The organism is Serratia marcescens (assembly GCF_001902635.1).
Classification (GTDB): Bacteria; Pseudomonadota; Gammaproteobacteria; order Enterobacterales; family Enterobacteriaceae; genus Serratia; species Serratia marcescens_F.
Window position 1 is genome coordinate 124,840 of sequence record NZ_MJAO01000003.1, and the last position, 21,283, is coordinate 146,122.

General features: G+C 59.2%; 22 protein-coding genes. 8 read left to right on the forward strand and 14 right to left on the reverse strand.

Going from position 1 to position 21,283, the window contains the following annotated elements:
- The first annotated feature begins 142 nt into the window (after positions 1–142).
- The 6 genes from nrdR to pgpA all read left to right on the forward strand — a co-directional run bounded on the left by nrdR (position 143) and on the right by pgpA (position 4,258).
- Positions 143–592, forward strand: coding sequence for a transcriptional regulator NrdR (gene nrdR, locus BHU62_RS03730; protein WP_073529218.1), 450 nt, complete (start codon positions 143–145; stop codon positions 590–592).
- Positions 593–602: 10 nt separating this feature from the next.
- On the forward strand, positions 603–1,712 hold the full coding sequence (gene ribD, locus BHU62_RS03735) for a bifunctional diaminohydroxyphosphoribosylaminopyrimidine deaminase/5-amino-6-(5-phosphoribosylamino)uracil reductase RibD (RefSeq protein ID WP_073529219.1): 1,110 nt from the start codon (positions 603–605) through the stop codon (positions 1,710–1,712).
- Between the two features lie 107 nt (positions 1,713–1,819).
- A complete protein-coding gene (ribE, locus tag BHU62_RS03740; RefSeq protein ID WP_004940385.1) occupies positions 1,820–2,290 on the forward strand; it encodes a 6,7-dimethyl-8-ribityllumazine synthase in 471 nt (156 codons plus the stop codon).
- A gap of 20 nt (positions 2,291–2,310) precedes the next feature.
- Positions 2,311–2,727, forward strand: coding sequence for a transcription antitermination factor NusB (gene nusB, locus BHU62_RS03745; RefSeq protein ID WP_073529220.1), 417 nt, complete (start codon positions 2,311–2,313; stop codon positions 2,725–2,727).
- 51 nt (positions 2,728–2,778) lie between these two features.
- Positions 2,779–3,771 carry a thiamine-phosphate kinase gene (gene thiL, locus BHU62_RS03750; RefSeq protein WP_073529221.1) on the forward strand — a complete coding sequence of 331 codons (993 nt, stop codon included), beginning with the start codon at positions 2,779–2,781 and terminating at the stop codon, positions 3,769–3,771.
- Entirely contained in the window at positions 3,764–4,258 is a 495-nt protein-coding gene (gene pgpA / locus BHU62_RS03755) for a phosphatidylglycerophosphatase A (protein ID WP_073529222.1), read from the forward strand. The genes thiL and pgpA overlap by 8 nt, the downstream gene beginning before the upstream one ends.
- A gap of 32 nt (positions 4,259–4,290) precedes the next feature.
- On the opposite strand, the gene BHU62_RS03760 is transcribed toward pgpA, so the two are convergent.
- The 4 genes from BHU62_RS03760 to xseB all read right to left on the reverse strand — a co-directional run bounded on the left by BHU62_RS03760 (position 4,291) and on the right by xseB (position 8,462).
- Positions 4,291–5,265, reverse strand: coding sequence for an aldo/keto reductase (locus BHU62_RS03760; protein ID WP_073529223.1), 975 nt, complete (start codon positions 5,263–5,265; stop codon positions 4,291–4,293).
- 107 nt (positions 5,266–5,372) lie between these two features.
- Complete coding sequence (dxs, locus tag BHU62_RS03765) at positions 5,373–7,238, reverse strand: 1-deoxy-D-xylulose-5-phosphate synthase (RefSeq protein ID WP_073529224.1); 1,866 nt, start codon at positions 7,236–7,238, stop codon at positions 5,373–5,375.
- A gap of 34 nt (positions 7,239–7,272) precedes the next feature.
- Positions 7,273–8,193 (reverse strand): (2E,6E)-farnesyl diphosphate synthase, encoded by a 921-nt coding sequence (ispA, locus tag BHU62_RS03770; RefSeq protein ID WP_073529225.1) that lies wholly within the window; start codon positions 8,191–8,193, stop codon positions 7,273–7,275.
- Positions 8,194–8,198: 5 nt separating this feature from the next.
- Positions 8,199–8,462: an exodeoxyribonuclease VII small subunit gene (xseB, locus tag BHU62_RS03775; RefSeq protein WP_015376838.1), complete on the reverse strand. Its 264-nt coding sequence runs from the start codon at positions 8,460–8,462 to the stop codon at positions 8,199–8,201.
- Positions 8,463–8,622: 160 nt separating this feature from the next.
- Between xseB and thiI the strand changes: the two genes are divergently transcribed.
- Positions 8,623–10,071 (forward strand): tRNA uracil 4-sulfurtransferase ThiI, encoded by a 1,449-nt coding sequence (thiI, locus tag BHU62_RS03780; RefSeq protein ID WP_073529226.1) that lies wholly within the window; start codon positions 8,623–8,625, stop codon positions 10,069–10,071.
- Between the two features lie 66 nt (positions 10,072–10,137).
- On the opposite strand, the gene yajL is transcribed toward thiI, so the two are convergent.
- Entirely contained in the window at positions 10,138–10,728 is a 591-nt protein-coding gene (gene yajL, locus BHU62_RS03785; protein WP_073529227.1) for a protein deglycase YajL, read from the reverse strand.
- A complete protein-coding gene (panE, locus tag BHU62_RS03790) occupies positions 10,691–11,602 on the reverse strand; it encodes a 2-dehydropantoate 2-reductase (RefSeq protein WP_073529228.1) in 912 nt (303 codons plus the stop codon). The genes yajL and panE overlap by 38 nt, the downstream gene beginning before the upstream one ends.
- Before the next feature lie 182 nt (positions 11,603–11,784).
- Between panE and BHU62_RS03795 the strand changes: the two genes are divergently transcribed.
- Positions 11,785–12,276, forward strand: a complete 492-nt coding sequence (locus BHU62_RS03795; protein ID WP_025301759.1) for a YajQ family cyclic di-GMP-binding protein — start codon at positions 11,785–11,787, stop codon at positions 12,274–12,276.
- Positions 12,277–12,310: 34 nt separating this feature from the next.
- On the opposite strand, the gene BHU62_RS03800 is transcribed toward BHU62_RS03795, so the two are convergent.
- From BHU62_RS03800 to BHU62_RS03835, 8 genes are all read right to left on the reverse strand, one after another.
- Positions 12,311–13,675, reverse strand: a complete 1,365-nt coding sequence (locus tag BHU62_RS03800; RefSeq protein WP_073529229.1) for an MFS transporter — start codon at positions 13,673–13,675, stop codon at positions 12,311–12,313.
- Between the two features lie 198 nt (positions 13,676–13,873).
- Positions 13,874–14,764, reverse strand: a complete 891-nt coding sequence (gene cyoE, locus BHU62_RS03805; protein WP_073529230.1) for a heme o synthase — start codon at positions 14,762–14,764, stop codon at positions 13,874–13,876.
- A 17-nt stretch (positions 14,765–14,781) separates the two neighbouring features.
- Positions 14,782–15,120: a cytochrome o ubiquinol oxidase subunit IV gene (locus BHU62_RS03810; protein WP_004940369.1), complete on the reverse strand. Its 339-nt coding sequence runs from the start codon at positions 15,118–15,120 to the stop codon at positions 14,782–14,784.
- A complete protein-coding gene (locus tag BHU62_RS03815) occupies positions 15,117–15,734 on the reverse strand; it encodes a cytochrome o ubiquinol oxidase subunit III (protein ID WP_073529231.1) in 618 nt (205 codons plus the stop codon). Before BHU62_RS03815 ends, BHU62_RS03810 begins: the two co-directional genes overlap by 4 nt.
- Entirely contained in the window at positions 15,724–17,715 is a 1,992-nt protein-coding gene (cyoB, locus tag BHU62_RS03820) for a cytochrome o ubiquinol oxidase subunit I (RefSeq protein WP_073529232.1), read from the reverse strand. The genes BHU62_RS03815 and cyoB overlap by 11 nt, the downstream gene beginning before the upstream one ends.
- Before the next feature lie 3 nt (positions 17,716–17,718).
- Positions 17,719–18,669 (reverse strand): cytochrome o ubiquinol oxidase subunit II, encoded by a 951-nt coding sequence (gene cyoA, locus BHU62_RS03825; RefSeq protein WP_073529233.1) that lies wholly within the window; start codon positions 18,667–18,669, stop codon positions 17,719–17,721.
- A gap of 439 nt (positions 18,670–19,108) precedes the next feature.
- On the reverse strand, positions 19,109–20,587 hold the full coding sequence (ampG, locus tag BHU62_RS03830) for a muropeptide MFS transporter AmpG (protein ID WP_073529234.1): 1,479 nt from the start codon (positions 20,585–20,587) through the stop codon (positions 19,109–19,111).
- A gap of 51 nt (positions 20,588–20,638) precedes the next feature.
- Positions 20,639–21,217 carry a lipoprotein gene (locus BHU62_RS03835; protein WP_073529235.1) on the reverse strand — a complete coding sequence of 193 codons (579 nt, stop codon included), beginning with the start codon at positions 21,215–21,217 and terminating at the stop codon, positions 20,639–20,641.
- Between the last annotated feature and the right edge of the window lie 66 nt (positions 21,218–21,283).

Here is a 21,283-nt window from a genome sequence, read left to right on the forward strand (position 1 = left end):
AGCTTAGTCCGCGCGGAGGGGAAAGTCATATCGGCACCGGCTTCCCGGTCGCCGGTCGCAACAAATGGCCGCCGCCCTTTGTTGTGGCTGCACTTCGGGTTAAACTGCGCTTATCTATAAAAAACGTTTATCAGGACGTGTTATGCATTGCCCTTTCTGCGCCGCCGTTGATACCAAAGTCATTGATTCCCGCCTGGTGGGGGACGGTTCGCAAGTGCGCCGTCGCCGCCAGTGCCTGGTGTGCAATGAGCGCTTCACCACCTTCGAGGTGGCCGAACTGGTGATGCCGCGAGTGATTAAAAGCGATGACGTGCGCGAGCCGTTCAACGAAGACAAACTGCGTCGCGGCATGCTGAAAGCGCTGGAGAAGCGCCCGGTGAGCTCGGACGACGTGGAAAACGCCCTTAATCATATCAAATCTCAACTGCGCGCCACCGGCGAACGCGAAGTGCCGACGAAATTAGTGGGCAATCTGGTGATGGACGCGCTGAAAAAGTTGGATAAGGTGGCCTACATTCGCTTTGCGTCGGTGTACCGCAGCTTCGAAGATGTGCGCGAATTCGGCGAAGAGATCGCCCGCCTGCAAGACTAAAGGATCTTTCATGCATCACGACGAATTTTACATGGCGCGCGCCTTCGAGCTGGCGCGGCTGGGGCGTTTTACGACCGCACCTAATCCGAACGTCGGCTGCGTTATCGTGCGCGACGGTGAGATTGTCGGCGAAGGCTATCATTTGCGCGCCGGCGAGCCGCACGCGGAAGTGCACGCGCTGCGGATGGCGGGCGACAGGGCGCGCGGCGCCACCGCCTATGTCACGCTTGAGCCGTGCAGCCATCATGGCCGCACGCCGCCCTGTGCCGATGCGCTGGTGGCCGCCGGCGTGACGCGGGTGGTTGCGGCGATGCAAGATCCCAACCCGCAGGTGGCGGGGCGCGGGCTGTACAAGCTGCAGCAGGCCGGCGTTGAGGTGCGGCACGGCCTGATGTTGGCCGAGGCGGAAGCGGTCAACCTGGGGTTCCTCAAGCGCATGCGCACCGGTTTCCCTTATGTGCAGCTGAAGCTGGGCGCGTCGCTGGACGGCCGCACGGCGATGGCCTCTGGCGAGAGCCAGTGGATCACCTCACCCGAAGCGCGTCAGGACGTGCAGCGCCTGCGCGCGCAGAGCGCCGCCATTCTCAGCACCAGCGCCACCGTGCTGGCGGACGATCCGTCGCTGACGGTGCGTTGGGATGAGCTGGACGCCGAGACGCAGCGCCTCTATCCGCGCGAAAATCTGCGCCAGCCGTTGCGCATCTTGCTGGACAGCCAAAACCGTATTACCCCGCAGCACCGCGTAGTGCAGCAGCCGGGGGCCACCTGGCTGGCACGGTTGCAGGCGGATGAACAGGCTTGGCCGCAGGAGGTCGAACAGTTTATCTGCCCGGCGCACGGCGGCGGCGTCGATCTGGTGGTGATGATGATGCTGCTGGCGAAGCGCCAGGTCAATTCAGTCTGGGTAGAGGCGGGCGCAACGCTGGCCGGCGCGCTGTTGCAGGCCGGATTGGTGGATGAGCTCATTTTGTACATCGCACCGAAACTGTTGGGCGATAATGGCCGCGGCCTGTGTCATTTGCCTGGCCTTGAACGGCTGGCCGACGCGCCGGAATTCGTCTTTAGCGACGTGCGCCAGGTCGGCCCCGACCTGCGTTTACGTCTGCGGGCGAAACACTGAATCTCGCGCCCGCGCGTCGGTTTTACAAAACCGCCGCGCAGGCGATGAAAGAATATGATAGAATCCGCCCCCCTGCGGGGTATTGAACCCATTTTTAAGGAAAGCCCATGAAAGTTATCGAAGGTGTTGTTGCTACTCCAAATGCCCGTGTGGCGATCGCAATTGCACGTTTTAACAATTTCATCAACGACAGCCTGCTGGAAGGCGCCATCGACGCCCTGAAACGCATTGGTCAGGTTGCTGACGACAACATCACCGTTGTCTGGGTCCCGGGTGCTTACGAACTGCCGCTGACGGCGAGCGTATTGGCCAAAACCGGTAAATACGACGCGGTTATCGCGCTGGGCACCGTTATCCGTGGGGGCACCGCGCACTTCGAATATGTGGCGGGCGAAGCCAGCTCCGGCATCGGCAACGTTGCGATGAATGCCGAAATCCCGGTTGCCTTTGGCGTGCTGACCACCGAAAGCATCGAACAGGCGATCGAACGCGCCGGCACCAAAGCGGGCAACAAGGGCGCTGAAGCCGCGCTGACCGCACTTGAAATGATTAATGTTATCAAAGCTATTAAAGCCTGAATTTAGTTAAGGGGAATTCCGTGAAACCTGCTGCTCGTCGCCGCGCTCGTGAGTGCGCTGTTCAAGCGCTTTACTCTTGGCAGTTGTCTAAAAACGACATTGCCGATGTTGAACACCAGTTCCTGACGGAGCAGGATGTCAAAGATGTTGACGTCGCCTATTTTCGCGAGTTGCTGTCCGGCGCGGCAGTGAATGCAGGTATGCTGGACGAACTGATGGCGCCTTACCTGTCGCGTCAGCTCGAAGAGCTGGGCCAGGTGGAACGCGCGGTGCTGCGCGTCGCGCTGTTTGAACTGAAAATGCGCGAAGATGTCCCTTATAAGGTGGCGATCAACGAAGCGATCGAACTGGCGAAAACCTTCGGCGCGGAAGACAGCCACAAGTTTGTGAACGGGGTGCTGGATAAAGTGGCGCCAACCCTTCGCAAGAAAAAGTAAAACATTAAGGCCGGCACTCCCGGCCTTAATTTCTTCTAGTGGAATATCGATATGGCATGCGGCGAATTTGACCTCATTGCCCGCTATTTTGACCGGTTTAAGCGCGTGCGCCGGGATGTACAGTTGGGCATTGGAGATGACTGCGCACTGCTGGCAGTGCCGGAAAAACAGCTGGTGGCCGTCAGTACCGACACGTTGGTAGCGGGCGTTCATTTCCTGCCGGACATCGATCCGGCCGATCTTGGCTATAAGGCGCTGGCGGTCAATTTGAGCGATCTGGCGGCGATGGGCGCCGATCCGGCCTGGCTCTCGCTGGCGCTGACCCTGCCGGAGGTGAACGAACCCTGGCTGAAGGCCTTCAGCGACAGCCTGTTCGATCAGCTCAACTATTACGGCATGCAGCTGATCGGCGGCGATACTACGCGCGGCCCGTTGAGCATGACGTTGACCATCCAGGGGCTGATCCCGGCCGGCCGGGCGCTGACCCGCAGCGGCGCGCGCATCGGCGACTGGATCTATGTGACCGGCACGCTGGGCGACAGCGCCGCCGGTCTGGCGATCCTGCAGGATCGTCTGGCGGTGACCGATGCGGCGGCGCGCGACTATCTGGTTGGCCGCCATTTGCGCCCGCAGCCGCGGGTGTTGCAGGGGCAGGCGCTGCGCGATCTGGCCAGTTCGGCGATCGACATCTCCGACGGCCTGATCTCCGATCTGAAGCACATCCTGAAGGCCAGCGAGTGCGGCGCGCGCATCGTGCTGGACGAGTTACCGATGTCGCAGGCCCTGAGTGGCCAGACCGATGCCGAGCAGGCGCTGCGTTGGGCGCTGGCGGGCGGCGAAGATTACGAGCTGTGCTTCACCGTGCCGGAGATCAACCGCGGCGCGCTGGAAGTGGCGCTGAGCCACCTCGGGGCGGACTACACCTGTATTGGCCAGATTGGCCCGCTGTCTGAAGGCATCCGTTATTACCGCAACGACGAAGCGGTGGAACTGGACTGGACCGGGTTCGATCATTTCAACGCGGAGCCGGGCACCCATGGATGAAGCCAAGCGTCGGCTGCGGATGAGCAATCCGTGGCACCTGCTGGCCATCGGTTTCGGTAGCGGGTTGTCGCCGGTGATGCCGGGCACCATGGGATCGCTGGCGGCGATCCCGTTCTGGCTGCTGCTGATCCAGCTGCCGTGGCAGCTCTACTCGCTGGCGGTGATGTTCAGCATCTGCATCGGCGTTTATATTTGCCACCGCACGGCAAAAGACATGAAGGTGCACGATCACGGCAGCATCGTCTGGGACGAGTTCGTCGGCATGTGGATCACGCTGATGGCGCTGCCGGTCAACGATTGGCGCTGGGTCGCCGCCGGTTTCGTCATCTTCCGCATTCTCGACATGTGGAAGCCGTGGCCGATCCGCTGGTTCGACCGCAACGTGCATGGTGGCATGGGCATCATGGTCGACGATATCATCGCCGGCGTGCTGTCTGCCGGCATCATCTACCTGATTGGGCACCACTGGCCGATCGGGCTGTTCTGACCGACGGGCGCGGCGTTTCGCGCCCGTTTCTCTTATTTAAACCCCGTCACCCGGTGCGGCACATAAGCCGTCTCCAGCTCCGCCACTTCTTGCGGCGACAAACTCAAGTCGACCGCGGCGATGGCGTCATCCAGCTGCTCGCTGCGTGACGCGCCGACGATCGGCGCGCTGACCGCTGGCTTGTTCAGCAGCCAGGCCAGTGCGATCTGCGCGCGGGAAACGCCACGTTCGTCGGCGAGGCTGGCGATGCGTTCGGCGATGATGGCGTCGATGCTTTCGGTTTCCTCGTAGAGGCTCTTGCCGAACGGGTCGGCAACCAGCCGCGCGGTGGTTTCGCCCCAGGGGCGAGTCAGGCGGCCGCGCGCCAGCGGGCTCCACGGCAGGACGGCGATGCCTTCGGCGGTACACAGCGGGTGCATTTCGCGCTCTTCTTCGCGCTGAATCAGGTTGTATTGATCCTGCATGCTGACGAAGCGCGTCCAGCCGTGCAGATCGGCGGTATACAGCGCCTTGGCGAACTGCCAGGCGTACATCGAGGAGGCGCCGATATAACGCGCCTTACCGGCTTTCACCACGTCGTGCAGCGCTTCCAGCGTCTCTTCCAGTGGCGTTTCGTCATCCCAGCGATGGATCTGCAGCAAATCGACATAGTCGGTGCCCAGACGGCGCAGGCTGTCGTCGATGGACTGCATGATCTTGGCGCGCGACAAGCCGCGCTCCAGATTGCTCAGCGGGAAATAGACCTTGGTGGCGACCACCACGTCCTCGCGGCGCGCATAGTCGCGCAGCGCCCGGCCGAGGATCTCCTCGCTGCTGCCGTCGGAATAGCTATTGGCGGTGTCGAAAAAGTTGATGCCGGCTTCCAGCGCCTGTTTCAGCAGCGGGCGGCTGCTCTCTTCCGGCAGCGTCCAGGTGTGATTACCGCGGTTCGGGTCGCCGTAGGTCATGCAACCCAGGCAGATGCGTGAGACGTTCAGATCGGTATTGCCCAGTTTCAGGTACTTCATGCTTGCCTCCCATTCACAGCTTAGACAGTAACTGTAGCGCGGCGCTCGGAGGGCTGAAACGAAAACGCCCCCGAGAGCGGAGGCGTTTATTCAGGCGCTGGCGATGATTACTGCGCCAGCCAGGTTTCGATTTGGCGCTGAATGCCGGCGGCATCGAGCCCCAGATCGGCGCGCACTTCTTCCTGGCTGCCCTGCGAGACGAAGCTGTCCGGCAGGCCGAGGTTCAGCACCGGTACCGGACGGCGTTTGGCCATCAGCAGTTCGTTGACGCCGCTGCCGGCGCCGCCCATGATGGCGTTCTCTTCCAGCGTGACCAGCGCTTCATGGCCGGTGGCCAGTTCGAGCACCAGCTGTTCGTCCAGCGGTTTGACGAAGCGCATGTCCACCAGCGTAGCGTTGAGCGCTTCCGCCGCCTCAGCCGCCTCCGGCAGCAGGGTGCCGAAGTTGAGAATGGCGATCTTTTCCCCTTGGCGGCGCACCACGCCTTTGCCGATCGGCAGCAGGCTGAGCGGCTCCAGCGCCGCGCCGGTGCCGGTACCGCGCGGATAGCGCACGGCGCTCGGGCCGGCATTGTAGTGATAGCCGGTATACAGCATCTGGCGGCATTCGTTTTCGTCGCTCGGCGTCATGATCACCATGGTCGGGATGCAGCGCATGAACGACAGATCGAACGCCCCCTGGTGGGTTTGGCCGTCGGCGCCGACGATGCCGCCGCGATCGATGGCGAACATCACCGGCAGGTTTTGGATCGCCACATCGTGGATCAGCTGATCGTAGGCACGTTGCAGGAAGGTGGAATAGATCGCCACCACCGGCTTGTAGCCGCCGATCGCCAGCCCGGCGGCGAAGGTGACCGCGTGCTGCTCGGCGATCGCCACGTCGAAATATTGCTGCGGGTAGTCGCGGGAGAACTGCACCATGCCGGAACCTTCGCGCATCGCCGGCGTGATCGCCATCAGCGAGCTGTCTTTGGCGGCGGTTTCACACAGCCAGTCGCCGAAGATTTTCGAATAGGTCGGCAGACCGCCGGCGCTCTTCGGCAGCGTGCCGCTGGCGGGATCGAACTTCGGCACCGCGTGGAAGCTGATCGGATCCTTCTCTGCCGGCGCGTAACCGCGGCCTTTCTTGGTCATGATGTGCAACAGCTGCGGGCCTTTCAGATCGCGCATGTTTTTCAACGTGGCGACCAGACCCTGCACGTCGTGGCCGTCTACCGGGCCGATGTAGTTGAAACCCAGCTCTTCGAACAGCGTGCCCGGCACCACCATGCCTTTCAGGTGCTCTTCGGTGCGTTTCACCAGCTCCTTGATGGGCGGCACGCCGGCCAGCACTTTCTTGCCGCCTTCGCGCAGGGTGGAATAAAGCTTGCCGGACAGCAGCTGCGCCAGATGGTTGTTCAGCGCGCCGACGTTTTCCGAGATCGACATCTCGTTGTCGTTCAGCACCACCAGCATGTCCGGGTTGATGTCGCCGGCGTGGTTCATCGCTTCGAACGCCATGCCGGCAGTGATGGCGCCGTCGCCGATCACGCACACTGTGCGGCGGCCTTTACCTTCACGCTCCGCCGCCACCGCCATGCCGAGGCCGGCACTGATCGAGGTCGATGAGTGGCCGACCGACAGTACGTCGTATTCGCTTTCGGCGCGCCACGGGAAGGGGTGCAGACCGTTCTTTTGCCGAATGGTGGCGATGCGGTCGCGGCGGCCGGTCAGAATTTTGTGTGGGTAGGCCTGGTGGCCGACGTCCCACACCAGATGATCGAACGGCGTGTTGTAGACGAAATGCAACGCCACCGTCAGTTCGACGGTACCCAGCCCGGAGGCAAAGTGGCCGCTGGAGCGACTGACGCTGTTCAGCAGGTATTGCCGCAGCTCATCGCACAGCTTAGGCAAGCTCTCTTTGGGCAGTGAGCGGAGTTCCTCGGGGTTTTCCGCTAGCGCCAGGGTTGGGTATTTGGCTATATCAAGACTCATTCGATACTCATATCAGAGGAGTTAACGTCACACGTTAATTGTCGCGTTCAATAATGAAGCTGGCTAACGCTCGCAATGGCGCTGTGTTATAAGATTGCGCTGCCAAAGTGTCTAATGCAGCTAATGCTTCCTGATAGAGATCCCACGCTTTTGCTTTCGCGCTGTCAAGCCCGAGCAACGCCGGGTAGGTACTCTTTCCGTGTTGTTGGTCCGCTCCCTGGCGCTTGCCGATTTTTTCAGTCTCGCCGACAACGTCCAAAATGTCATCCTGCACCTGGAACGCCAGGCCAACCGCGGCGGCGTAACGATCCAGCTGCGGCAGCGCCGCACGCCCGGCAGCGCCGGCGCTCAGCGCACCCAGACGCACCGCCGCACGGATCAGCGCACCGGTTTTGTGGCGGTGGATCTGCTCCAGCGCCTGCAGGTCGACGTGCTTGCCTTCGGCTTCCAGATCCAGCGATTGGCCGCCGCACATGCCGGCTACGCCGCTGGCGGCCGCCAGTTCGGAGACCATCGCCAGCCGATCGTGCAGCGCCACGTCGGGCATCTCGGCATCGGCCAGGATTGAAAACGCCAGCGTTTGCAGCGCATCGCCGGCCAGGATCGCGTTGGCTTCACCGAATTTAATGTGGCAGGTCGGCTGGCCGCGGCGCAGATCGTCGTCGTCCATCGCCGGCAGATCGTCGTGGATCAGCGAGTAGGCGTGAATGCATTCCACCGCCGCCGCCGGCGCGTCCAGGTTGGCCAACGACACGCCGAACATCTGGCCGGTGGTGTACACCAGGAACGGGCGCAGGCGTTTGCCGCCCAGCAAGGCGCCGTGGCGCATCGCCGCCACCATGTTGCCGTCGTTGAACGGTAGCGGGGCGATGAAGTCCAGCAGCGCGCGATCGGCACGCTGGCGGAAAATCTGCATTTGATCGGCAAAAGCGGCCGATGGGGCGATCTCAGACATGTCGTTTACTCGGCATCCGGTGTGAAAGGCGCCAGCGCCGCATCATCGGCGCTGTCGTTAAGAAGTATCTGCACACGCTGTTCCGCCTGTTGCAGTTTCTGCTGGCCCTGACGCGCCAGCTGTACGCCGCGTTCGAATTCGTTCAGCGCGTCTTCCAGCGGCAGTTCGCCCGACTCCAGACGCGTCACGATGCTTTCCAGCTCGCCGAGGGCGCTTTCAAAGCTGGCAGTTTGCTCTGTACTGGCTGATTGTGCTGGTTTTTTCGGCATAATTTTCTTTTTACGTCATCATGTGAACCGTGGCGCCAGAGCCTATCCTAGCGGATCTTGATTAGCAAATCATGGCGCTCATGTGTGGTTTTGTGCGCAGAGCACGGCGATATGATGATATACTCCGCGCCGTAATTCTTATCTGACAACAAAGACCGCCATGAAGTTTATCATTAAATTGTTCCCGGAAATCACCATCAAGAGCCAATCTGTGCGCTTGCGCTTTATCAAGATTCTCTCGACCAATATTCGCAACGTCCTGAAGCAGTATGATGAAACGCTGGCGGTCGTCCGTCACTGGGATCATATCGAAGTTCGCGCCAAAGATGAAAATCAGCGGCCGATCATCGCCGACGCCCTGACGCGTATTCCCGGCATCCACCATATTCTGGAAGTGGAAGATCGCGCTTATACCGACATCCACCACATCTTCGAGCAGACGCTGGAAGCCTACCGCGCCCAGCTGGAAGGCAAAACCTTCTGCGTGCGCGTCAAGCGCCGCGGCAAGCAGGCGTTCAACTCGCAGGACGTGGAGCGCTACGTCGGCGGCGGCTTGAATCAGCATATTGAAAGCGCGCGCGTTAACCTGACCCGCCCGCAGGTCACGGTAAACCTGGAGATCGAAGACGACAAGCTGATGCTGGTGAAACGCCGCCTCGAAGGCATCGGCGGTTACCCGGTCGGCACCCAGGAAGACGTGATGTCGCTGATTTCCGGCGGTTTCGACTCGGGCGTGTCCAGCTACATGCTGATGCGTCGCGGCTGCCGCGTCCACTTCTGCTTCTTCAATCTGGGCGGCGCTGCGCACGAGATCGGCGTGAAGCAGGTGGCGCACTACCTGTGGAACCGCTTCGCCAGTTCGCACAAGGTGCGCTTCGTTGCCATCGATTTCGAGCCGGTGGTCGGTGAGATCCTGGAGAAGGTCGACGACGGCCAAATGGGCGTGGTGCTCAAGCGCATGATGGTGCGCGCCGCTTCGCAAGTGGCCGAACGCTACGGCGTGCAGGCGCTGGTGACCGGTGAGGCGTTGGGGCAAGTCTCCAGCCAGACGCTGACTAACCTGCGCTTGATCGACAACGCGTCCGACACCCTGATCCTGCGTCCGCTGATCTCGCACGATAAAGAGCACATCATCAAACTGGCGCGCGAAATCGGCACCGAAGACTTCGCCAAAACCATGCCGGAATACTGCGGCGTGATTTCGAAGAGCCCGACGGTGAAAGCGGTCAAGGCCAAGATCGAAGAGGAAGAGAGCCACTTCGATTTCAGCATTCTCGATCGGGTGGTGAGTGAAGCGAAGAACGTTGATATTCGCTCCATCGCCGAGCAGGCGCAGGAACAGGTGACCGAGGTGGAAACCGTCGCGGCCTTCGGCGGCGCCGATGTTATTCTGGATATTCGCTCCAACGACGAGCAGGAAGAGAAACCGCTGCAGCTGGAACAGGTTGAAGTGAAAGCGCTGCCGTTCTACAAGCTGAGTACCCAGTTCGGCGATCTGGACCAGAGCAAAACCTACCTGTTGTACTGCGAGCGCGGCGTGATGAGCCGCCTGCAGGCGCTGTACCTGCTGGAGCAGGGCTACTCCAACGTTAAGGTTTATCGTCCGTAACGCACGGCGCACCATAAACGATAAGGGCTGAACCGGTGTTCAGCCCTTTTTTTATCGGCAAGCCGCTCAGTCGCGAAAATCGTACATCCCGGGGATCAGCACCAGCTGTGCGGCGATCTCCGCCGCCTTGGCCTTGCCGAGCAGCAGGTCTATCAGCTTCAGCGCAAACTCCATCGCGGTGCCGGGCCCCTGACTGGTGAGCAGGTTGACGCGTGCGTCGTACACCACGCGGCGCTCCATCCATTTATCCGCCGGTATCTGGTCTTTCAGGCCCGGGAAGCCGGTCATGTTGCCGACCGGGAACAGATCGTGGTGCTGCAGCACCAGCGCCGGCGCCGCGCAGATGGCGGCGACGATATTCCCCTGCAGGTGCATCTGCCGCACCTTTTCCACCAGTAGCGGGCTGTCGCGGAAGCACTCCGCGCCTTTCAGGCCGCCGGGCAGTACGATGGCGTCGAAAGGCTCATCGACGATCGCCACCAGCGGCGCGTCGGCCAGCAGTTTGACGCCGCGTGAACAGACGATAGTCAGCTCGCCGTCGCCGGCAACGCTGGCCGTGGTGACGTTGACGCCCGCCCGCACCAGCAGATCGATGGTGGTGACGGCTTCGGTTTCTTCGCTACCAGGTGCCAGGCAGACTAGCGCCGATACGCTCATATTCATTTTCCTTTCGTTTAATCAGTTCGAACAGCCGCGCATTTTCCGGCAGCGTGAGGCCGTGGCTGCGCGCACGGCGCAGCAGGTAGCCGGTGATGTAGTCGATCTCGGTGTGCCGCTGGCTGCGGATATCCTGCAGCATCGACGAAACGTTGTCGGCGGTGCTGTGGATCACGTCCATCACGTATTGCATCAGGCCCTCGCAGGAGGTGTGGTAGCCTTCCATCGCCATCACGCCGGCGACTTCACGGCACAGCGTTGCGATCTGCTCCGGGTAGCGTTGCAGATCGCCGTTGCGGCAGTCATACAGCGCCGTCAGCGGGTTGATCACGCAGTTGACCGCCAGTTTGCGCCAGTTGGCCGAGGCGATGTTGTTGTGCCAGGCGACGTCGGGTAGCGCCTGATGCAGCACTTCCGCCAGGTGGCTGAGGTGCTGGGCGGCCGGCGAGGTCGGGCCGATGTGGGTGATGCCGGTAGCGACGTGAATAATGGTGCTGCCTTCATGGCGTGCCGCGTGGGTGGTGGTGCCCTGCAGGATGGGGTGGCCGTTCGGCGGCAGTTCCTCCTGGGTGCCCATGCCGTTGTGCAGCAGCAAGATGGCGCACTGGGGGTTCAGCTTCGGCAGCAGCGCGCTGACCGCGCCGGAAACTTGCCAGGCTTTCAGCGTGACCAACAGCAGTTCGCTCTGCGCGAGATGCTCCGGATCGTTGGTGGGCAAGTTGCGATTGAACGAGACGCCTTCCGGCTCTATCACGTTCACGGCGCAAAAAGGCTGCGGCACTCTTAGCCATCCCTGTACATCGTGGCCCTGCTGATACAGCCGGGAGAGCCACAGTTGTCCGAGCGCGCCGCAACCAAGAATGGTTATTTTCATTCAGTCTCCTTGGAAACACGGGAATACCGCTCAATTACCGTGAATTAACTATAGGCTTTATGGCAGCCCGAAGCGCTATCCCTGCGTGCGTTCAGCAGATTTTGTCTGAGGCGGCAAAGCGGTTATCATGCTCGGCATCAAAATCGCCTAAGCTATTAGGCACTCATTCAGGAGGAAGAAGTATGCCATCTTTCGACATCGTTTCCGAAATTGATATGCAGGAAGTGCGTAACGCCGTTGAGAACGCCACCCGCGATCTCGGCACCCGCTGGGATTTTCGCAACGTGCCGGCCAGCTTTGAGCTAAACGAGAAAGACCAAAGCATCAAGGTTGCTACCGAGTCGGATTTCCAGGTACAGCAGCTGCTCGACATTCTGCGCGAAAAGCTGAGCAAACGCAGCATTGACGGTGCCGCGCTGGAGATCCCGGAAGAGTTTACCCACAGCGGTAAAACCTACAGCGTGGAAGCCAAGCTGAAGCAGGGGATTGAAACCTCAGTGGCGAAGAAAATCGTCAAGCTGATCAAAGACAGCAAGCTGAAGGTACAGGCGCAGATCCAGGGCGAAGAAGTGCGGGTGACCGGTAAGTCACGCGATGATTTGCAGAGCGTGATGGCGCTGGTGCGCGGTGGCGATCTGGGGCAACCGTTCCAGTTCAAGAACTTCCGCGATTAATCTCAGCAGGGCCGGCATTGCCGGCCCTGATTCTTTACAGCGAATTGACCAGCGCTTCCAGTTGACCGCGATTGGTCTGTTTGGTATCGACCTTGACGTAAGCGCTGCGCTCCTCCGGCACCACGATCGCCTCCGCAACGCCGGGCTGCGCCTTCAGGCGGCTTTCCAGCGCCGAATCCTTCACCGCCAGTTCCGACAGCGTAATGCGCAGGCTGCTGACATACGGCGGCTCTTTCATGGTGCTGCTGACCAGGAACCAAACGGCGGCCAGCACTGCGCCGGCGATAAACACCAAGCCCGCACCCTGCAAACCGTATAGCCAGCCACCGAGGCTGCCGCCGATCGCCACGCCGATAAACTGGCTGGTGGAGTAGACCCCCATCGCGGTGCCCTTGTAGCCGGCCGGCGACTCTTTGCTGATTAACGAAGGCAGAATGGCTTCCATCACGTTGAAGGCCATGAAGAACAGCTGCACGCCGGCGATGATGCCCCACAGGTGCGCGCCAGAGAACCACAGCAGCACTTCAGCGCAGAACAGCACCGCTACGCAGCCCATAAAGACCTGCTTCATGCGGCGATATTTTTCGGCATAGATGATGAAAGGCACCACGGCGGCGAACGATACCAGCATGGTCACCAGATAGACGATCCAGTGTTCGCTGGCCACCAGCCCGGCTTTCTCCATCGCCAGCGGCAGCGCCACGAAGCTCGACATCAGCAGGATATGCAGACACATGATGCCGAAGTTGAGCTTCAACAGGCGCGAATTACTCAGCACCTTGCTGAAACTGCCGCGCACGATGCTGGATTCACGGTTCAGCAGGTGGGTGTCGGCGGAAGGCACCACCGCCAGGGTGATGATAATGCCGGCCAGCGCCAGCACGGCGATCATCCAGAACAGCGCATGCAGGCCGAAGGCGTGGGTGATGATCGGGCCCAATACCATGGCGATGGCGAAGGTGATGCCGAAGCTGACGCCGATAAACGCCATCGCTTTGGTGCGGTTCTGCTCGCGGGTCAGATCGGAGAGCAGCGCCATCACCGCAGCGGCGATCGCGCCGGAACCCTGCAGCGCGCGGCCGAGGATCACGCCCCAGATCGAATCGGTAGCGGCGGCGATCACGCTGCCGAGGGCGAAGATCAGCAGGCCGCCGACGATCAGCGGTTTGCGGCCGATGCGGTCGGACACCAGGCCGAACGGGATCTGAAACACCGCCTGCGCCAGGCCGTAGATGCCGATGGCGATGCCGATCAGCGCTTCGCTGGCGCCGTTGAGCGCCATGCCGTAGGTGGTCAGCACCGGCAGGACCATAAACATGCCGAGCATGCGCAGGGAAAATACGGTGCCCAATCCCCAGGTGGCGCGGCGCTCCTGCGGGGTCATTGAATTATCGTTCACATCAAACCTCGGTAAAAACCATGCCATCAGACGTTGAGACAGCGCCTGATGGCATGATTTCTGTAAAGCTGCGTCATTTTAGTGTGCAGGGCAGGGGGGGTAAATCGAATGTTGTTTAACAGATATTACAGTTCAGCCGCTTTTCGGCGTGACAAATAAAATGGGCCGCAAAAGCGGCCCATTTACAGATGATTTGGCTTACCAAACGTAGGTCACCAGCGCTTCAGGCGCCGCTGTCGCGCTGAAGTCGATCGACATCATCACGCTCAGCGAGGTGATGGCGACGATGGAGAACACGAACAGTTTACGCGCCCAGACGCTGTCGTTTTCGGTTTTGTAACCGCGCAGCGCCATGCCGAGCCACCATACGCTCACCGCCGCAGCGACGATCAGGTATTTGTAGCCGGCGTAACCCACCAGGGTCAGCATCAACGTGGCGATCATAAACGCCAGGATGTAGACCGTGATGTGGTTCTTGGCGACGGAAATGCCTTTCACCACCGGCAGCACCGGAATGTTGGCCGCCTGGTAATCTTTAAAGCGGAAGATAGCGATCGCATAAGAATGCGGCATCTGCCACAGGCTAAAGATAGCCAGCAGGATCAACGCGCCGGCGTCGAACTCGTTGGTTACCGCGCAGTAGCCGATAACCGGCGGCGCGGCGCCCGACAGGCTGCCGATCAGCGTGCCGTATACCGAGTGGCGTTTCATGTACAGGCTGTAAACGCCGACATAAACCACGAAGCCCATCACCGCCAGCCACATGGCCAGCGGGTTAGCCACGATATACAGCAACGCAAAGCCCACAATACCCAGAACGGTCGCATAAACCAGGGTGACACTCGGCGCGATCAGGCCTTTTACCAGCACCCGATTCTTCGTTCTCTCCATTTTCTTGTCGATGTCGCGGTCGATGTAGTTGTTAAACACACAGCCCGACGCGACCACCAACGAGACACCCACCAGGGTGGCGAGAAACAGGGGATAGTCGATGCTCCCTTTGGAAGCGAGCAGGAATCCCCCAACGACAGAAATTAAATTGCCGAAAATAATTCCTGGTTTAGTGACTTGCAGGTATTGCTTAATCATCACGTGCAGCTCAGCTCTTAATCGACCATCATATTGATGTTGAGGTTGTACATAATCCAGAGTGAACCCACAACAACGATACCGATGATCATAGCGGTGAACAGCAATGCCACCAGGTTCCAACGCTCTTCCGATGAGGTGTTCATGTGCAGGAAGTAAACCAGGTGAACAATCACCTGGATAACCGCCATGCCGACAACAACCGCCAGGATGGTGGAATGAGAGGCAGTGCCGTTCATTACCATCGCAAATGGAATTACCGTCAGGATGATCGACAGGATAAAGCCGATCAGGTATGACTTCACGCTACCGTGGCTTGCGCCGCCGTGAGAGGTTTCATGGGATGAATGACTCATGACATAGCCCCCAGCAAGTAGACAACGGTAAATACGCAGATCCAGACCACGTCCAGGAAGTGCCAGAACAGGCTCAGGCACATCAGGCGGGTTCTGTTGGTCGCGGTCAGGCCGAACTTGCTGACCTGAATCATCATCACGATGATCCACACCAGGCCGGAGGTTACGTGCAGACCGTGAGTACCGACCAGCGCGAAGAAGCTGGACAGGAACGCGCTGCGATCCGGGCCGTAGCCTTCTTCGATCAGTTTGTGGAACTCAAAGACTTCCATTCCAACGAAGCCCAGACCGAACAGGAAGGTCAGGAACAGCCAGAGATTGACGCCCGCAACTTTGCCCTTGTTCATGGCGATCATCGCCATGCCGTAGGTGATGGAGCTGAACAACAGCAGGAAAGTTTCGACCAGGACAAAGTCCAGTTCGAAAATGTCTTTACCTGCAGGACCGCCGGCGGTCCCGTTCACCAGGACTGCAAACGTCGCGAACAAGCTCGCAAACAAAATACAGTCGCTCATCAGGTAGATCCAGAATCCGAAGACTTTGGTCTCTCCCGCGTCGTGGTGCCCATGCTCTGCATGGGCCGCGTTATGATTGGTCAGAGTTTCAGTTGACATGTTTCACGCCTGCTTTACGGATTTGTTCGTAGTGTTGGTTCTCAATGCGCTCGATTTCATCAACCTGCACATAGTAGTCAACATCGTGATCGAAGCTCTTGCCGATCCAGACAACGATCATACCGATGAAGCCAGCCAGAGCCATCCACCAGATTTCCCAAATCATTGCGAAACCGAATACCAGGCTGAAGAAGGCGATGATAACGCCGGCGCCGGTGTTCTTAGGCATATGAATCGGTTCGTATTTAGCCGGTTTCTTATACGCTTCGCCTTTTTCTTTCATGTCCCAGAACTCGTCACGGTCATGAATTTTCGGTACTACGGCAAAGTTATAGAACGGCGGTGGAGACGACGTTGACCACTCCAGAGTACGAGCACCCCACGGGTCACCGGTCAGATCGCGGTTTTGTTCGCGGTCACGGATACTGACGAAGATCTGAATCAGCTGGCACAGAATGCCGCAGGCGATCAGCGCCGCACCACCGGCTGCAACCAGCAGCAGAGGGTGGAACTCAGGGTTGATGTCCTGGCTGATACGACGGGTCATGCCCATAAAGCCCAATGCGTACAGCGGCATGAAGGCGGTGAAGAAGCCGATGATCCAGAACCAGAACGCGCGGATACCCCATTTTTCGTTCAGCGTGAAGCCGAAGGATTTCGGGAACCAGTAGGTCAGGCCCGCGAAGCAACCGAACACCACGCCGCCGATGATGACGTTGTGGAAGTGCGCGATCAGGAACAGGCTGTTGTGCAGCACGAAGTTCGCGCCCGGCACTGCCAGCAGAACGCCGGTCATACCACCCACGGAGAAGGTGATGATGAAGCCAACGGTCCACAGCATGGCGGAGTTGAGCTTGATACGGCCCTGATACATGGTGAACAGCCAGTTGAAGATTTTCACCCCGGTCGGGATGGAAATGATCATGGTGGCGATACCGAAGAAGGCGTTAACGTTCGCGCCGGACCCCATGGTGAAGAAGTGGTGCAGCCATACGATGAACGACAGAACGGTGATCGCGATGGTTGCCCATACCAGTGAGGTATAGCCGAACAGGCGTTTTCTGGAGAAGGTCGCGGTGACTTCGGAGAACACGCCGAACACCGGCAGAACCAGGATATACACCTCTGGGTGACCCCAGGCCCAAATCAGGTTGATGTACATCATCATGTTGCCGCCCATATCATTGGTGAAGAAATGGGTGCCCAGATAGCGATCCAGGGTCAGCAGCGCGATGGTGACGGTCAGAATTGGGAAAGCAACGATGATCAGGACGTTAGTACACAGAGCCGCCCAGGTGAACACCGGCATCTTCATCATAGGCATGCCAGGGGCACGCATCTTCAGAATGGTGGCGAAGAAGTTCACGCCGGTCAGCAGGGTACCCAGACCGGAAATCTGCAGACTCCAGATCCAGTAATCGACCCCGACGCCAGGACTGTACTCTTTACCCGACAGCGGCGGATACGCCAGCCAACCGGTCTGAGCGAACTCACCGACCCCCAGGGAGATGTTGATCAGCACAACGCCCACCACGAAGAACCAGAAGCTCAGGGAGTTCAGGAACGGGAAGGCGACGTCGCGCGCACCGATTTGCAGTGGCACCACGACGTTCATCAGGCCGACCACGAAAGGCATCGCCATGAAGAAGATCATGATAACGCCGTGCGCGGTGAAGATCTGGTCGTAGTGGTGCGGCGGCAGGAACCCGGCTTCGCCGGCGGACGCCAACGCCTGCTGGCTACGCATCATGATGGCGTCGGCAAAGCCGCGCAGCAGCATGACCATCGCCACGATGATGTACATGATACCAATTTTTTTATGGTCGACCGAAGTCAGCCATTCGCTCCACAGCCACTTCCATTTGCCGAAGTATGTCAGCAGCGCCAGCACTGCCAGGCCCCCGACAATAATTGCGGCTACGGTGACCATGATGATCGGTTCGTGGTACGGAACCGCATCAAGTGTTAATTTTCCCAACATCAGTTATTCCTCGGCTCCGGCGTGAGCAGCATGTTCACCCATGTCCATACCTTGGCTCATGTCCATGCCTTCGTGCGCGCCAGCGCCCTTGTGCATATCCATGTCGCCCATGAATTTGGCAATTGTTTCTTTGAACAAATTCGGTTTGACAGCGGCAAAGTACTCAACCGGGTTGTTTTCACTCGGCTCTGCCAGTTTGTTAAAGTCGTCGGTGGTGTTCAGGTTTTTAGACGATGCCTTCACCTTGGCCACCCACTGATCGAAGTCGCCTTCGGTCGGGGTAACGATCGCGGTGAATTTCATACCGGAGAAGCCTGCGCCGCTGTAGCTGCTTGAGATGCCCTTGTAGGCACCGGCTTCGTTGCCGATCAGGTGCAGTTTGGTCTGCATGCCGGCCATCGCATAAATCTGTCCACCCAACTGCGGGATAAAGAACGAGTTCATTACCGAGTTAGAGGTGATCTTGAATTCGACTGGAACATCTTTCGGGAAAGCCAGCTCATTAACAGTCGCAATGCCTTGTTCCGGATAGATGAACAGCCATTTCCAGTCGAGCGATACCACTTCGATCGTCATCGGCTTCTTGTCGGTGACAATCGGCTTGAACGGGTCGAGTTCGTGGGTGGTCTTCCAGGTAATGGTGCCAAGGATGGCGATGATAATGATAGGAATGGTCCAGACGACCGCTTCGATCTTGTTGGAGTGGGCCCAGTTCGGACTGTACTTGGCGTCTTTGTTGGAAGAGCGATACTTCCAGGCAAAGGCGAACGCCATGAAGATAACTGGCACCACCACGATCAACATCAACGCGATTGCAGTGATAATCAGTGTCCGTTGCTCAACACCAATTGCTCCTTTGGGATTCATCAAAACCATATCGCAACCACTGAGCAAAACAGTGGCTGCGATTAATGACAGCATCCCAATACTTTTATTGTATTTCTTAAGTCTCATCTAACGACCTCAATAACAAAGGCTCAATTGTCGTTTCATGTGTGCGGGCATTTTACGGGAAGGTTGCAGTACTGTAAACATGCTTAAGGGAGTGTCAGCGGCTTGTTGACACTTTCTGTTAAGGGGGTCACAGATGTAACCTTGCGTGACAATTTACCAATGACAACAACGCGTTGGCGCGCTGAATCGTGACGAGCAGCCCGTATGTTAAGGAAAACTAAAGGTATGATGAATTTGGCGGCAAAAAGCGCGGCGGGGAAATACGCAGAAAAGGTTTATTTAATGTAAAATATTTGTGTCTTAAAGGTGAATTTAATTTTATTTCCGAGTGTGGCAGTCGGATAAAAAATAATTTCCGCGCCGATTATCTTTTTTTAACGAAATAAATATATCCCCGGATCGCTTTTTTTTCGGCCGGCGAAATCGCCGGCCGGTCGAGTTATGCCAGCCGGGTGCGCCGTAGCGCCAGGTAGTCCAACGTGCTGCCCAGCGCTACGCCGATCAAACTCAGCGCGGCGCCGAATTGCAACAGCCAGTTGGCCAGCTGCGGCGCCTGCGTCCAGTCCAGTGCATTGGCGATCAGCAACAGCAGCCACAGACCCAGCAGTGAACAGCCCAGCGTCAGCAGATGCAGCGCCCAGCGATAGACGCCGGAGAATTCGGTGCGCGGCATAAAGTCGCCATGTTGCTGGGTGTGTTCCAGCGTCTGACGACAGACGCCGAGCAGCAACAAACCGGGCAGCGCGGCGGCGATCGAGAACAGGTAGAATAACGGCCAGCCGTTGGCTTCAACGAACCAGCCGGCGATCGGGCCGACATAAACGCGGCCCACGGCGGACAACGCCGACAACAGCGCGAACTGGGTGGCGGAAAATGAACGGTTGCACAGCGTCATCAACAGCGCCACGAAGGCCGCGGTGCCCATGCCGCCGCACAGGTTCTCGAGGAAGATGGCGCTGCCCATGGTGAGCAGACTCTTGTCGGTCACCGCCAGGATCCAATATCCGAGGTTGGAGACCGCCTGCAGGATGCCGAACAGCATCAGGGCGCGGAACAGGCTGAGGCGCTGCATCAATACGCCGCCGAACAGCGCGCCGACGATGGTGGCGAACAGGCCGAGCGTTTTGTTCACCAACCCCACTTCGCCGGCGTCGAAACCCACGCCGCGGATCAGGAAGGTGGTGCTCAGGCTGCCGGCGAAGGCGTCGCCCATTTTGTACATCACGATCAGCAGCAGGATCAGCCAGGCGTTGTTGCGGCCGAAGAAATCGCGCAAGGGCGCGACGACTGCTTGTTCCATGGTGCGCGGTGCCGGGATGCTTTCATCCGGTTCCGGTGCCAGCAGCGTGGCGGCCACGCCGATCAGCATCAATCCGGCCATCAGCCAGTAGGTGGCTTGCCAACCGAAATAGCGATCCGCCAGCCACAGCGCCAGGCCGCCGGAAACCAGCATCGCCAATCGGTAACCCAGCACCGAGATCGCCGCGCCCGTGCCACGCTCTTCGGCCTTCAGCAGATCGGTTTTGTAGGCGTCGAACACGATATCCTGCGAAGCGGAGCAGAACGCCACCAGCACCGCCAGCGCCGCCAGCCACCACAGGTGCTGGGCAGGCTGCATAAAGCCCATTGCCACGATCGCCGCCACCAGCAGCAGTTGGCTGATCAACAGCCAGCCGCGCCGCCGCCCGAGGAACGGCGGAGTATAGCGGTCCATGAAGGGCGACCAGAGGAATTTAAAGACGTAGGCTTGCCCCACCAGCGAGAAGATGCCGATGGTTTTCAGATCGATGTTTTCGACGGTCATCCAGGCTTGCAGCGTGCCGGAGGTCAATGCCAGCGGCAGACCCGACGCGAAGCCCAGCAGCAGCAGAATGGCGGAGTTACGCTGGGTGAAGATGTTCAGATAGTGTTTCGACATGAGTTCCCTGTCTGCGCCGCCCGATCCGCCGGGCGGCGCAAGACGCGCCGATTAACGCGCGTTTTGCTTGATGAAGTCGTTGACGCTGGTGTCCTGCGCCATGTCGGCGATCACGTCGCCCAGCACGGTGTTGACGGCGTCGGTGATCTTCTCGTTGGTGGCCGTGAAGGCACCCTGCACGTTATAGGTCGAGCGGTAGTTCTTCACCTGCTTGTTGCCGTTCTTCGCCTGGGCGATGATCGAGATGTCGGCTTTGGTGGTGATGTTGTAACGCAGGTTGCCTTCGGAGACGTCCGCGTACAGGTTATTGACGACGATCTGCAGTGCGACCGGGCCGTCGGCGCCGATCATGTAACCGCGCGCACCCATCTGTTTCTCCAGCACCTCCTGCAGCAGGAAGCGCAGATCGCGCGATGGCGTCAGCGTGACCAGTTGGCCGTCGCGGTTCACCTTGGCGAGCGCCTGATCGCGGCGCTGATCCGCGCCGTTGATGCTGACGGTGATGCCCTGCAGGGTAGGATCCTGCTGCGGCAGAACGATTTTCGGCGTCACGTTCAGAGTGTTACTGCTGGTCGCGCAGCCGGCCAGCAGCAGCGCGGCCAGCAAAGGAAGACAAAGTTTTTTTAACATGTTTACTGTCTCATTCTCGATGGATTTAGCAATAATCAGAGCGGGATAGCCGACAACAAATTGCCG

Coding starts and splice junctions, on each gene's coding strand:
- cyoB (WP_073529232.1), bottom strand. CDS start 17,715: ATGTTGGGAAAATTAACACTTGATGCGGTTCCGTACCACGAACCGATC.
- ribE (WP_004940385.1), top strand. CDS start 1,820: ATGAAAGTTATCGAAGGTGTTGTTGCTACTCCAAATGCCCGTGTGGCG.
- ispA (WP_073529225.1), bottom strand. CDS start 8,193: ATGTCTGAGATCGCCCCATCGGCCGCTTTTGCCGATCAAATGCAGATT.
- panE (WP_073529228.1), bottom strand. CDS start 11,602: ATGAAAATAACCATTCTTGGTTGCGGCGCGCTCGGACAACTGTGGCTC.
- xseB (WP_015376838.1), bottom strand. CDS start 8,462: ATGCCGAAAAAACCAGCACAATCAGCCAGTACAGAGCAAACTGCCAGC.
- BHU62_RS03795 (WP_025301759.1), top strand. CDS start 11,785: ATGCCATCTTTCGACATCGTTTCCGAAATTGATATGCAGGAAGTGCGT.
- dxs (WP_073529224.1), bottom strand. CDS start 7,238: ATGAGTCTTGATATAGCCAAATACCCAACCCTGGCGCTAGCGGAAAAC.
- nrdR (WP_073529218.1), top strand. CDS start 143: ATGCATTGCCCTTTCTGCGCCGCCGTTGATACCAAAGTCATTGATTCC.
- BHU62_RS03760 (WP_073529223.1), bottom strand. CDS start 5,265: ATGAAGTACCTGAAACTGGGCAATACCGATCTGAACGTCTCACGCATC.
- thiI (WP_073529226.1), top strand. CDS start 8,623: ATGAAGTTTATCATTAAATTGTTCCCGGAAATCACCATCAAGAGCCAA.
- BHU62_RS03835 (WP_073529235.1), bottom strand. CDS start 21,217: ATGTTAAAAAAACTTTGTCTTCCTTTGCTGGCCGCGCTGCTGCTGGCC.
- cyoA (WP_073529233.1), bottom strand. CDS start 18,669: ATGAGACTTAAGAAATACAATAAAAGTATTGGGATGCTGTCATTAATC.
- BHU62_RS03815 (WP_073529231.1), bottom strand. CDS start 15,734: ATGTCAACTGAAACTCTGACCAATCATAACGCGGCCCATGCAGAGCAT.
- pgpA (WP_073529222.1), top strand. CDS start 3,764: ATGGATGAAGCCAAGCGTCGGCTGCGGATGAGCAATCCGTGGCACCTG.
- BHU62_RS03810 (WP_004940369.1), bottom strand. CDS start 15,120: ATGAGTCATTCATCCCATGAAACCTCTCACGGCGGCGCAAGCCACGGT.
- ampG (WP_073529234.1), bottom strand. CDS start 20,587: ATGTCGAAACACTATCTGAACATCTTCACCCAGCGTAACTCCGCCATT.
- ribD (WP_073529219.1), top strand. CDS start 603: ATGCATCACGACGAATTTTACATGGCGCGCGCCTTCGAGCTGGCGCGG.
- thiL (WP_073529221.1), top strand. CDS start 2,779: ATGGCATGCGGCGAATTTGACCTCATTGCCCGCTATTTTGACCGGTTT.
- cyoE (WP_073529230.1), bottom strand. CDS start 14,764: ATGATTAAGCAATACCTGCAAGTCACTAAACCAGGAATTATTTTCGGC.
- yajL (WP_073529227.1), bottom strand. CDS start 10,728: ATGAGCGTATCGGCGCTAGTCTGCCTGGCACCTGGTAGCGAAGAAACC.